Below are 11,711 nucleotides of genomic sequence, written 5' to 3' on the forward strand. Positions count from 1 at the left end.
CGCCCGAATCGATTTCAACACGATGATTTTCATTTAGAAAATATAATTGTACGGGATGGAAAATATGTAGGTGTTGTTGATTTTAATGGCTATGACTGGGGTGACCCAATTCATGATTTCGTAAAAATTGCACTGTTTGCAAGGGATATTAGTATTCCGTATTCAATCGGACAAATAGAAGGATACTTTAATAGGAAAATACCAGAGGAGTTCTGGAAATTATACACGGTGTATGTTGGCATGACAGTTTTCTCCTCAGTTGTCTGGACATTACGAGCAGCGCCGCATATGTTAGATGATATGTTAGAGCGTCTTACTATAGTTTTAGAGGATCATAATAACTTTGAGTTATCGAAGCCAATTTGGTTTCAACCAGATAAGATTGATATGAAATAGAAAAGGTAGGTGTGATTCGCACCTACCTTTATTTTTTACCATCAAGATACTTATTTAATTTTCTTAAATGTAAGCGGCTGAGTACTTAATGTAGCTGGTACATGTAACTGAAGGGATGGGAATTCACCACTTACATTCATTTCATAAGCGAATAATAAGCTCATTTTCATTTGGAATAAGTCAACTTTTGTGGAGAAGATGTCGTAATGATGATGCTCTAATTGAATATCCATTTCCATAAATTGTACATATAACGAATCATCTCGTTTGTATACTTGTAATGTTCCGTATGCAGGATGTTCAAAAGTACCAGTATAATCCTCTAACTTGTGCGAAGGTGTAGTCCCTTTAATTTGTTCAGGGAGGGATTCAGTTGCTTCTTTCATCATTTCCTTCATTTTTTTAGTATCTTCTACAGCACGTTTATGCCAATCAATGGATTCTAATTCAAGTAGTTCGTCATAAATTTGATTAGCGAGATAAGTAGGAAGTAATGTTCCTCCAGCATTCGTTAAAATGACAAGGCCTATGTTTTCTGTTGGTATGAATGAAACAAGCGCTGAAAATCCATCGATATTACCGCCATGATGAATCACTTTTTTACCACGATAAGCGCTAATAAACCAACCAAGACCGTAACTATTTAATGGAGATTCAGGGAGTGATAAAACCGGTTGGTCTGGAATTGAATTGAATTGTGTGGTGTATACATTTGTTGTAATAATTCAGAGGAGATTAATTCATGATCTCCAAATTTTCCTTCATTTAAGTGGAGAAGTACCCAATTTGCCATATCTTCAATTGTGGAATTAATACACCCAGCAGCGCCAACTGTATCGATGTTACGGAATGGAACTGCTTTTATTTCACCGTCATTTTCAATGTAAGGTAAAGCGTAATCATCTGTAGTTTGTGAATCGTTAACAGAGAAGTTTGTATGTCTCATATTTAAAGGTTCTAAAATATGTTCTGTAGTGTATTGCTCCCACGTTTGATTTGTAATGTTTTCAACAATGTAGCTAATTGTTGCATACATTAAGTTGTTATATAGAAATGCAGTCCGGAACGGTGCATCAAGTGGTAAATGTTTTATTTTTTCAACGAGATCTTTTCGAGATAAGGAAGAACTGTACCAAAGAGCCTCATGACGACTCACTCCAGTTCGATGAGAAGCTAAATCCCGTCCTGTAACTTGTGAGCTAGCAAGTAGTTCAGATAAAGTAAAGTTAGGTATATAAGACGGGACAGGAGCATCCCAATTAAACTTTTTTTGCTGTGCTAACAAGCTTAATGAAAGTGTACCAAACGCTTTCGTTGAGGAACCGATTGCGAATCGAGTATTCGGTGTAACAGCCTCTTTTGTTTCTATATTACGATAGCCGAAACCTTCTGAAAGAATAACTTCACCGTCTTTTATAACAGCGACAGCAACACCAGGAACATTTAAATCCTTCATCATTTTTTCAACCGTGGTTTGTAAAGAAGTCATAACAGGTGTTTCAATTTTAGACATATTTCTAACCTCCAAATATAAATTTTGATCTACCGCACTATACTTTCGGTAATAGAAAATGAAAACCTTTTAAAATATGGAAAGTTAATAATTTTGTAAGAATTAGCGCAAGAAATTTTATTAATTAAGATTATTAAATTTACCATTTTTCATGTTATGATAAATTCCATATACGATTGAAAGAAGGTTTTCCTACATATGAAACATGCTGAAAATGAATACTTAAATTTATGCCGCCATGTAATGGAACATGGTACGAAGAAAGAAGATCGTACAGGGACAGGAACGGTATCTGTATTTGGATATCAAATGCGTTTTGATTTGAGCAAAGGATTTCCTTTATTAACGACAAAAAGAGTACCATTTCGCCTTGTAGCAAGTGAACTACTTTGGTTTATGAAAGGTGATACAAATATTCGCTATTTATTGCAGCATAATAATAACATTTGGAATGAATGGGCTTTTAAGAGCTGGGTAGAAAGTGATGAGTATACTGGTCCTGACATGACTGATTTTGGTCTTCGCTCACAACAAGATGAAGAATTTAAAGTACAGTACGACGAGCAAATGGAATTGTTTAAAAAGAACGTTTTAGAAGATGATGAGTTCTCAAATAAATATGGTTATTTAGGAGACGTTTACGGTAAACAATGGCGTGCTTGGAAAACGACAGCTGGTGAGACACTTGATCAATTAAAAGATGTAATTGAAATGATTAAAAAAACACCAGACTCACGTCGTTTAATCGTTTCTGCTTGGAATCCTGAAGACGTACCGAGTATGGCCTTACCGCCTTGTCATACGCTATTCCAGTTTTATGTAGCAGATGGAAAGCTTTCTTGTCAGTTATATCAAAGAAGTGGTGACATATTCCTTGGAATTCCATTTAACATTGCAAGTTACTCACTACTAACACATTTAATTGCACATGAATGCGGACTTGAAGTGGGAGAATTTGTTCATACAATTGGTGATGCACACATTTATACAAATCATTTTGAACAAGTAGAAAAGCAATTGGCACGTGAACCACGTCCATTCCCGAAACTTACATTAAATCCAGATGTGAAATCTGTTTTCGATTTTGAAATGGAAGATTTAACGATTGAAGGATACGATCCGCATCCAGCAATTAAAGCACCGGTTGCAGTATAATTGTAGAGGAGATGAAAAAATGATTGTTTCATTTATGGTCGCTATGGACGAAAATAGAGTAATTGGTAAAGATAATAATTTACCTTGGCGTTTGCCGAGTGAATTACAATACGTGAAGAAAACAACGATGGGTCACCCGCTTATTATGGGAAGAAAGAACTATGAAGCGATTGGTAGACCACTGCCTGGAAGACGTAATATTATTGTAACTCGTAATGAAGGGTATCATGTTGAAGGTTGTGAAGTTGTTCATTCTGTAGAAGAAGTGTTTGAACTATGTAAAAATGAAGAAGAGATTTTTATTTTTGGTGGAGCGCAAATTTACGACCTCTTTTTACCTTATGTAGACAAGTTATATATAACAAAAATCCATCATGCATTTGAAGGAGATACATTCTTCCCAGAAATGGATATGACAAATTGGAAAGAGATTTTTGTAGAAAAAGGTTTAACGGATGAAAAAAACCCGTATACGTATTATTACCATGTATATGAGAAGCAACAATAATAAAAAAGATTGATGTGAGAATTCGCATCAATCTTTTTATTTATATTCACCAATATAAGTTTATAGATGAGATTCGATAGTGCTATAATGATAGGTAGCATGTAAAAATGCTAAAATTTTCAAAAGTACTAATATAGAAAGAGGAGGAGAATCGATTGAGAAAGATATGGGGGATTCTTTTTCTTTGCTTAACATTCATGTTAGTTGGATGTGGTAAAGAAGAAAAACCACAAGAAGCGTTTGATACATATGTAAAAGCGTGGAATAAACAAAAATTTGCAGATATGTATGATCAACTATCAAAAAATGCAAAAAAAGATATTTCAAAGAAAGAGTTTACTGAGAAATATGAAAAAATTTATTCTGGTATCGAAGTGAAAGACTTAAAGGTAGAAGCAGGGGAAGTAAAAGAAGATAAAAAAGATGAAGGCCCTGTTCCTTTTAAAGTAAGCATGGATACAGTTGGTGGTAAAATTACATTTGGTCATGAAGCAAAAATGGTGAAAGAAAAAGATGGAGATAAAGAATCTTGGAAAATAGATTGGACTCCTGATTTTATTTTCCCAGGTATGACGAAAGATAGTAAAGTGCGTATGCAGACAACACAGCCAAAACGTGGTGAAATATACGATCGTAATGGAAAAGGTCTTGCAACGAATGGGAAAGCTTCTGAAATCGGATTGATTCCTGAAAAGTTAGGCGATACTGCTCCGCAAACGAAAGAAACAGTAGCGAAGTTATTAAATATGTCTGTAGAAGAAATTGATCAAAAATTAGCTGCTAAATGGGTAAAACCAGGGTATCTCGTACCAATTGGAATTTTGCCTGAAGGGGCAACACAAAATACGTACATTGATTTACCAGGTGTTTCAACAAAACCTGTAAATGTTCGTACATATCCGTTAGGGGAAGCGGCAGCTCATCTGACTGGTTATATTGGAAAGGTAAATGCTGAAGATTTAAAAACGCTACAAAAGAAAGGCTATCAAGCTGATGACCCAGTTGGTAAAGCTGGCTTAGAGCAAGTATTAGAGGAAAAGTTACGCGGTAAAAAAGGTGGCCGTGTCTTTGTAGAAGATGCGCAAGGAAAAGAAATTAAAAATTTAGCAAAAACAGATGCTGTTGATGGAGAAAATGTAACTTTAACTATTGATAGTGTTGTTCAAGAAAAAACGTATAATGAAATGAAGGGCGAAGCTGGTTCAAGTGCAGCAATTAATCCGAAAAGTGGAGAAACAATTGCACTAGTAAGTAGTCCAGCATATGATCCTAATATAATTGCACGAGGGACATCGAAGGCACAACGCGAAGCTTGGAATAATGATCCGAAAAAACCAATGACAAATCGCTTTACACAATTGTCGGTACCAGGTTCTGTATTTAAACCTATTACAGCTGCAATTGGTCTTGAAACGAAAACGATTGATCCAAAAGAAGAGTTGAAAATTGAAGGATTAAAATGGACAAAAGATTCTTCTTGGGGTAATTACTATGTAACGCGTGTGAAAGATGCAAATCCGATTGATTTTGATAAGGCGATGAAATACTCGGATAATATTTACTTCGCACAAGAAGCTTTAAAAATCGGAAAAGACAAGTTTATGAGTGAAGCAAAAAAATTCGGATTCGATGAGAAACTACCAATTGAATATGGATTCCCTGCTTCTAAAATTGCAAATGACGGCATTAAAAATGATATTCAAATGGCAGATACGGGATATGGACAAGGACAAGTATTAATGACTCCTCTTCATTTAGCTTTAACGTATGCGCCGATTGTAAATGATGGAACGATTCCGTCACCGTATATTATTAAAACAGATAAACAACCAAAAGCTTGGAAAGAAAATGTAATTTCTAAAGGAAATCAGGATATATTAAAAACTGCAATGACGAAAGTAATTAATGATCCAGATGGTACAGGGAAAATTGCTAAAATTGATGGTATGACTCTTGCTGGAAAAACAGGTACAGCGGAATTAAAAGTATCAAAAGAGGCCGAAGGAAAAGAACTAGGTTGGTTCGCTGCATTTGATTTAAATTCACCAGATATGGTCATTACAATGATGATTGAAGATGTAAAAGGTAGAGGCGGGAGTAATATTCCAGCTGAAAAAGTAAAACATGTATTTCAAAAATAATATGTAATAGAAGGCTATCTCTATAAGTTGTAGAGGTAGCCTTTTTATACGAAAGAATTCTTAATATCTGTATACTAAATTTTAAGGAAACAAAGTAAATCATTAACTTACGAAAAAAAAGTAGCTATTTTTTATTGACATTGATTAAAACTTTTTGTATTATACTTACATAAGGTAAGTTATTAACTTTTAAAAAACAAATCTTGAATTAAAGATAAAGAGAAAAAAGGGAGAGAATACAATGACAAAAGTACTATTTATTACAGCAAATCCAAATTCAGCAGAAGGTTCTTTCGGAATGGCAGTAGGGGAAGCTTTCATCGAAGCTTATAAAAACGAACATCCACAAGACGAAGTTGTAACAATTGATTTATTCAACACTACAGTACCAGCAATTGATGCAGATGTATTTGCTGCTTGGGGTAAATTTGCAGCAGGTGAAGGCTTTGAAGCTTTAACTGAAGTTCAACAACAAAAAGTAGCAGCAATGAACACAAACTTAGAAACATTTATGAATGCAGATCGTTATGTATTCGTAACTCCAATGTGGAACTTTAGCTATCCACCAGTAGTAAAAGCATACTTAGATAACGTAGCAATCGCAGGTAAAACATTCAAATATACTGAAAATGGTCCAGTCGGCTTATTAGAAGGTAAAAAAGCACTTCACATTCAAGCAACAGGTGGCGTATATTCTGAAGGAGCATACGCAGCTGTAGACTTCGGTCGCAATCACTTAAAGACTGTATTAGGATTTGTCGGTGTAAATGATACTGAATATATCGCAGTTGAAGGTATGAATGCAAACCCTGAAAAAGCACAAGAAATTAAAGAAGCAGCAATTGCTAATGCTCGTGAATTAGCAAAACGTTTCTAATATAGAATGCTTAAAAAGTCCAAACACTTGCTGTTTAGACTTTTTTCTTCTTTTTCCTTCGTTTGTCTAGTATAATGAAGGTCGGAATGATAATAGGTGGGGGTTCTGTATGATTCAAACGTTTTTTAAAATCTTTTATTTAATTTTAATTGTAATTGCGATTACACCGAGAATGTGGCGTCTTAAAAGACAAGTAAATAAGATGGCGCCAAAAGAAAAAGATAATGCTGTGTACAAAACGACAAATTGGTTTGGTAAGAAAATGGTACGTGTAGCTGGAGGGACAGTAGAAGTGAAAGGGCTTGAAAATGTTCCGAAAGACAAGCCGGTACTAGTTGTAAGTAATCACCAAAGTAATATGGATATCCCTGTTTTACTAGGTTACTTAAATAAACCAATTGGATTCGTGTCAAAAGCAGAGATTAAAAAGTTCCCAGTTGTACCAACTTGGATGGAACTTATGAATTGTGTATTTATGGATCGTAGCGATCGTCGTCAATCTCTTAAAGCAATTAAAGACGGAATCGAACTATTAAAGAATGGACATTCTATCGTAATTTTCCCAGAAGGAACGAGAAGTAAGGGCGGCGAAGTTGGAGAGTTTAAGGCTGGTAGTTTCCACCTTGCAGTAAAGTCAGGTGTAGCAATTTTACCTGTAACGTTAGATGGTACATATAAGATGTTTGAAGCGAATGGAAATCGTATGAAGCCAGCTCATGCAACAGTAACAATTTCTAAGCCGATTACACCTGAAGATTATGCGAATATGGATATTAAAGAATTAACGAAGCATACACAGGAAGTTATCGCATCACAATTACATAAGTAATAAAAAAGGATTCAGCTTATAGTAAGCTGAATCCTTTTTTATTATGCTGTAGGTAAGACATAAAAGAGTACACAGAAGAACATCATCGCACTACCACCTAAAACGAACAGGTGCCATATAGCATGGTTGAAAGGTAGCTTTTCCCAAAGGAAGAATATAGCTCCGACAGAATATAAAATTCCACCTGCTAAAAGTAGTGAAAAACCATGTCCAGTTAGATTTTCATAAAGTGGTTTAATGGCAACGATTATGAGCCATCCCATAATGATGTAACATAAAGTTGAAGCCTTTATAAAGCGACGTACAAAGAAAATTTTGAAGACGATACCTCCGATTGCTAGTGTCCATATTATAGCAAGCAACGTCCATCCTAATGGGCCACGAAGTGTAATAAGTAGAAAAGGAGTATACGTGCCAGCAATCAATAAGTAAATGGCTGAATGATCTAAAATAGTAAATATTTTTTCTACTTTAGGATGATGAATGCTATGTAGCAATGTTGAAAACAAGTACAGTAAGAACATGCTTACACCATAAACAGTAAATGCAACTACAGCTGATGCGGTACCGTGCTTAGAAGCATGAATAATCAATATGATTAAGGCAGGGATGCTTAAAATGGCACCGATACCATGTGTAATTGCATTTGCAATTTCTTCTTTTACAAATTGGGTCATTCGTGTCATTTTTTCAGTCATAATGCAAATCCTTTCTACTATCATAAAATAATATGTCATTTCCCTTACCATATCATACACAAGAGCAATAGAAAATGAAATTTGTATAATTGATTATATTTTTGAATTTTTTTGATAAAAGACAATGGATTTGTTGACGTTTTCAAACTTTTTTGACAAAATAAAATTATGTAATAGTAGGACAAGGAAACTACTAATAAAGGGGATGGGGAAATGTTTTCAAATATTGGCTTTCCAGGGTTAATTTTAATTTTAGTAGCAGTACTCATTTTATTTGGACCTAAAAAATTGCCGGAAATCGGGAAGGCTTTAGGGGAAACGTTAAAAGAGTTTAAAAAATCAACGAAAGAATTGACAGATGACGCATTTCAAGAAAAGGAAAAGAAAGAAAAAATGTAGTGTATTTTCCTTGTAATGGATAAATAAAGTGTGGTGAACGAGATGGAAGATCGGGAAATGAGCGTAGTAGAACATATTGTTGAGCTTCGAAAAAGAGTAATATATACGGTGTTATCCTTTGTACTATTTTTAATTATTGGATTTACTTTTACAAAGGATATTTATTTTTGGCTTGTAAAAGATTTACCAATGAAATTAACTGTTCTCGGTCCAAGTGATGTATTGTGGATTTTTTTCTCGATTGCTACAGTATTTGCTATCGTTTGTACAATTCCTTTTGCTGCTATACAAATTTGGTTATTTGTAAAACCGGGTTTACATCCAAATGAACAAAAGATGACAATAATGTATATACCGGTATTGTCTATATTATTTCTCGCAGGTTTATGTTTTGGATATTTCATTGTAATGCCGTTTCTATTTCACTTTTTAACTACGATAGGTAATGAAATGTTTAATACGATGTTTACGACAGAAAAGTATTTTCATTTTGTACTTAATTTAACAGTTCCATTTGCTGTGATTTTTGAATTGCCAGTCGTTGTAATGTTTTTAACTAGTATTGGAATACTTACGGCGGAATTTTTAATAAAAATAAGAAGGTATGCTTACGTAGCATTAATTATCATTGCATCTTGTATATCACCGCCAGACTTTTTATCTCATAGTTTAGTTGCAGTGCCGCTTATTTGTATTTATGAAGTAAGTATTGCGTTATCAAAGGTTGTTAGTAAGAGGAAAAAGAAAAGAGAAGAAATGCAGTCGAAAAGTGCCTCGTTATAAAGGCACTTTTTTATTTATTTGTTATACTATAGCTATAAACGTATACAATATATAGAAGAAAAAAATTATAGAATCTCCAAAATTTAGACAAACTTTGCGCTTTTATAAGCTTATACTAAATGTATTAAACAATTGATGGATAATGAGATTCCCGTCTCAGAGATATTTAGGACGGGAAGGTGAATTAGGTGGAGATGAATAGAGTATAAATCTTCTAGCCATAAGGACTACAGAAATCATATAAGTCTGATTTTACTCCACTTTAAACAACGTGTTACAGCGCAAAGTAGAGGAAGTTCAAAAATCCAATGAAAAAGAGGATTGATATTGTGATTACGAAAAGTTTTTATTTCACTCATTCAACAGGGGATTGCATTAAAATATTCGAAATCCCTGTCCTACAGGCACAGCATCCATTATCGTTTCTAATTCAGTCTCGTCTTCAATTATTTATTGCAAAAATTCAAAGACAAAAACACCCAAGATTTTCGTATTCTTTCCGTGAATATTTACAAAATTGTTTGAAGTGGAATGATTATTTAAATGTATATAAAACAAATACCCTTGAAAAAAATGCATGATACGAAGTACGGACAGGGTTAGTAAACTCTGTCTTTTTCATTTTAGATATGAAAATATAATTAATTTGATGAAATTTCGTTCCAAATTGTTGAAAGCAATGGGAATACTAGTATAATAACAAGGAGAGCGTATTGGAAAGGGAAGAAGTATAGTATGCAAAAAATTAAAATTGTAACAGATTCAACGGCAGATTTATCACAAGACGTAATCGAAAAGTATGACATTCATGTTTTACCATTATCAATCTCTGTAAATGGACAAACATATTTAGATCGCGTTGATTTACAACCTGACGAATTTATTGAAGAAATGATTAAATCAGAGGAATTACCAAAAACATCACAACCAGCTATGGGTACATTTGTAGAAATGTATGACAAGCTAGGGGAAGATGGAAGCGAAGTCCTTTCTATCCATATGACAAGTGGAATGAGCGGTACTGTAGCAACTGCAAATAGCGCTGCATCAATGACTGATACAAAAGTAACAGTTGTTGATTCTCAATTTATTACACATGCTTTAGCATATCAAGTAATTGAAGCTGCAAAAATGGCAAATGACGGACGCTCACTAGAAGAAATTTTAAAACGTGTAGATGAAGTAAGAAAGAATACTCGTTTATATGTAGTAGTGGATACATTAGAAAACTTAGTGAAGGGTGGACGTATCGGTAAAGGAAAAGCGTTTATCGGTTCGCTACTTAATATAAAGCCAATTGCTAGTCTTGAAGACGGTGTTTATAATCCTGTAACGAAAGTTCGTAGCCAAGGCCAAATTGTAAAAACATTAGCTAAGTTATTTGAGCAAGATACGGCTGGAAAAGTCGTAAAAGCTGTTGCAATTCCGCATGCGAAAGCAATTCCTTTAGCTGAAAGTATGAAAGCGGCGGTTGAAAAAGTGAGTGGATTTGCTCAATCAGAAATTTTTTATACAACGCCTATTATTAGTACTCATACAGGTCCGGGCGCAATCGGATTTATGTATTTAGCAGAGTAATAAAAAAGCTACTTGAAAATATATTTCAAGTAGCTTTTTATGTAAATAGAAAGTAAGAAATAAGAAGAGCTACACAGGCACTACCGCTAATGATATAGCGAGTCTGTAAATATTCATTCATAGAAAACACCCTTTATCCCGCTATTTGCGGACAGTAAAACTCTCTACCTCAAATTTAGCTGGAGCAAAGAGGTTAGGTAGCGGGCTGCCCGTAAAAGCTTGATTGGTGAAGGCAAATAATCAGTGGGGATGAAGAAATCCCACTGATTAAAGTTTCACTATAGGATTTTCTATATTATATGTTGGATATAGAAAATCAGTCATTACGTTACACATGTAAAGTTTCAATTTTTTCGTTTATTTGCTTATCATTTGTTGCGTTACTATAAATAAAAGTTTGACCTAAAAAGAGTACATGCAGTTGTTCCCACGGTAACATGCGCAAATTCCAATTATTTCGAAGTCTAGTTATTGCTTCACGAGGTGTTTCATCGGCGAGTGCAAAAGCTCCGTAATGCATTGGTATAAAATGTGTAGCGTTTAAATCTAAATAAGCTTGCACGGCCTCTTCAGGTGAAACATGAGATACTTTCATAAACCATTCTGGTTCATAAGCGCCAATGGGCATAAGAGCAATATCAATTAAAAAGCGTTCACCAATTTCTTTGAAACCTTGGAAATAGCCACTGTCGCCACAAAAATATATGGTTTCCATAGTCGTTTCATTATCAATAATCCATCCGCCCCAGTGAGACGTATTCATATCAAATAAGAATCTTCTCGTCCAGTGCTGAGCAGGTACGAAGTGAAAAGAAACTTCGTTAATAGATCGGA

At 34.5% G+C, this 11,711-nt stretch carries 12 protein-coding genes and 1 pseudogene; 10 read left to right on the forward strand and 3 right to left on the reverse strand.

Annotation, left to right across the window (positions count from 1 at the left end):
- A partial coding sequence (locus ACQGS6_RS16245) for an aminoglycoside phosphotransferase family protein (protein WP_426965311.1) occupies window positions 1–396 on the forward strand: 396 nt, incomplete at its 5' end.
- Between the two features lie 50 nt (window positions 397–446).
- Here the strand turns inward: ACQGS6_RS16245 and ACQGS6_RS16250 are convergent.
- Window positions 447–1,909, reverse strand: a pseudogene (locus ACQGS6_RS16250) (serine hydrolase).
- Window positions 1,910–2,107: 198 nt separating this feature from the next.
- Between ACQGS6_RS16250 and ACQGS6_RS16255 the strand changes: the two are divergent.
- From ACQGS6_RS16255 to ACQGS6_RS16275, 5 genes are all read left to right on the forward strand, one after another.
- Window positions 2,108–3,064: a thymidylate synthase gene (locus ACQGS6_RS16255; protein ID WP_000679609.1), complete on the forward strand. Its 957-nt coding sequence runs from the start codon at window positions 2,108–2,110 to the stop codon at window positions 3,062–3,064.
- Window positions 3,065–3,083: 19 nt separating this feature from the next.
- A complete protein-coding gene (locus tag ACQGS6_RS16260; RefSeq protein ID WP_000637206.1) occupies window positions 3,084–3,572 on the forward strand; it encodes a dihydrofolate reductase in 489 nt (162 codons plus the stop codon).
- A 155-nt stretch (window positions 3,573–3,727) separates the two neighbouring features.
- Window positions 3,728–5,713: a penicillin-binding protein 3 gene (pbpC, locus tag ACQGS6_RS16265; RefSeq protein ID WP_074626364.1), complete on the forward strand. Its 1,986-nt coding sequence runs from the start codon at window positions 3,728–3,730 to the stop codon at window positions 5,711–5,713.
- A gap of 241 nt (window positions 5,714–5,954) precedes the next feature.
- On the forward strand, window positions 5,955–6,590 hold the full coding sequence (locus ACQGS6_RS16270) for an FMN-dependent NADH-azoreductase (protein WP_000170025.1): 636 nt from the start codon (window positions 5,955–5,957) through the stop codon (window positions 6,588–6,590).
- A 109-nt stretch (window positions 6,591–6,699) separates the two neighbouring features.
- Window positions 6,700–7,419, forward strand: coding sequence for a lysophospholipid acyltransferase family protein (locus ACQGS6_RS16275; protein WP_000616572.1), 720 nt, complete (start codon window positions 6,700–6,702; stop codon window positions 7,417–7,419).
- A 41-nt stretch (window positions 7,420–7,460) separates the two neighbouring features.
- Here the strand turns inward: ACQGS6_RS16275 and trhA are convergent, their stop codons facing one another.
- On the reverse strand, window positions 7,461–8,117 hold the full coding sequence (gene trhA / locus ACQGS6_RS16280; protein WP_000136889.1) for a PAQR family membrane homeostasis protein TrhA: 657 nt from the start codon (window positions 8,115–8,117) through the stop codon (window positions 7,461–7,463).
- A 213-nt stretch (window positions 8,118–8,330) separates the two neighbouring features.
- Here trhA and ACQGS6_RS16285 point away from each other — a divergent pair, with 213 nt between their 5' ends.
- The 4 genes from ACQGS6_RS16285 (at window position 8,331) to ACQGS6_RS16300 (ending at window position 10,877) form a co-directional block, all read left to right on the forward strand.
- Window positions 8,331–8,516: a twin-arginine translocase TatA/TatE family subunit gene (locus tag ACQGS6_RS16285; protein ID WP_000492443.1), complete on the forward strand. Its 186-nt coding sequence runs from the start codon at window positions 8,331–8,333 to the stop codon at window positions 8,514–8,516.
- 42 nt (window positions 8,517–8,558) lie between these two features.
- Window positions 8,559–9,299 (forward strand): twin-arginine translocase subunit TatC, encoded by a 741-nt coding sequence (tatC, locus tag ACQGS6_RS16290; RefSeq protein ID WP_000390120.1) that lies wholly within the window; start codon window positions 8,559–8,561, stop codon window positions 9,297–9,299.
- Between the two features lie 329 nt (window positions 9,300–9,628).
- Window positions 9,629–9,880, forward strand: a complete 252-nt coding sequence (locus ACQGS6_RS16295) for a DUF2535 family protein (RefSeq protein ID WP_000629013.1) — start codon at window positions 9,629–9,631, stop codon at window positions 9,878–9,880.
- A 154-nt stretch (window positions 9,881–10,034) separates the two neighbouring features.
- Window positions 10,035–10,877, forward strand: coding sequence for a DegV family protein (locus ACQGS6_RS16300; protein WP_001169470.1), 843 nt, complete (start codon window positions 10,035–10,037; stop codon window positions 10,875–10,877).
- A 328-nt stretch (window positions 10,878–11,205) separates the two neighbouring features.
- Here ACQGS6_RS16300 and ACQGS6_RS16305 read toward each other — a convergent pair.
- Window positions 11,206–11,711 (reverse strand): MBL fold metallo-hydrolase (locus ACQGS6_RS16305; RefSeq protein WP_426965312.1); only part of this gene is annotated, 506 nt, incomplete at its 5' end.

The organism is Bacillus sp. GMs2/2, from assembly GCF_050172095.1.
GTDB lineage: Bacteria > Bacillota > Bacilli > Bacillales > Bacillaceae_G > Bacillus_A > Bacillus_A cereus.

Coding starts and splice junctions, on each gene's coding strand:
- ACQGS6_RS16255 (WP_000679609.1), top strand. CDS start 2,108: ATGAAACATGCTGAAAATGAATACTTAAATTTATGCCGCCATGTAATG.
- tatC (WP_000390120.1), top strand. CDS start 8,559: ATGGAAGATCGGGAAATGAGCGTAGTAGAACATATTGTTGAGCTTCGA.
- trhA (WP_000136889.1), bottom strand. CDS start 8,117: ATGACTGAAAAAATGACACGAATGACCCAATTTGTAAAAGAAGAAATT.
- ACQGS6_RS16275 (WP_000616572.1), top strand. CDS start 6,700: ATGATTCAAACGTTTTTTAAAATCTTTTATTTAATTTTAATTGTAATT.
- ACQGS6_RS16300 (WP_001169470.1), top strand. CDS start 10,035: ATGCAAAAAATTAAAATTGTAACAGATTCAACGGCAGATTTATCACAA.
- ACQGS6_RS16285 (WP_000492443.1), top strand. CDS start 8,331: ATGTTTTCAAATATTGGCTTTCCAGGGTTAATTTTAATTTTAGTAGCA.
- ACQGS6_RS16260 (WP_000637206.1), top strand. CDS start 3,084: ATGATTGTTTCATTTATGGTCGCTATGGACGAAAATAGAGTAATTGGT.
- ACQGS6_RS16270 (WP_000170025.1), top strand. CDS start 5,955: ATGACAAAAGTACTATTTATTACAGCAAATCCAAATTCAGCAGAAGGT.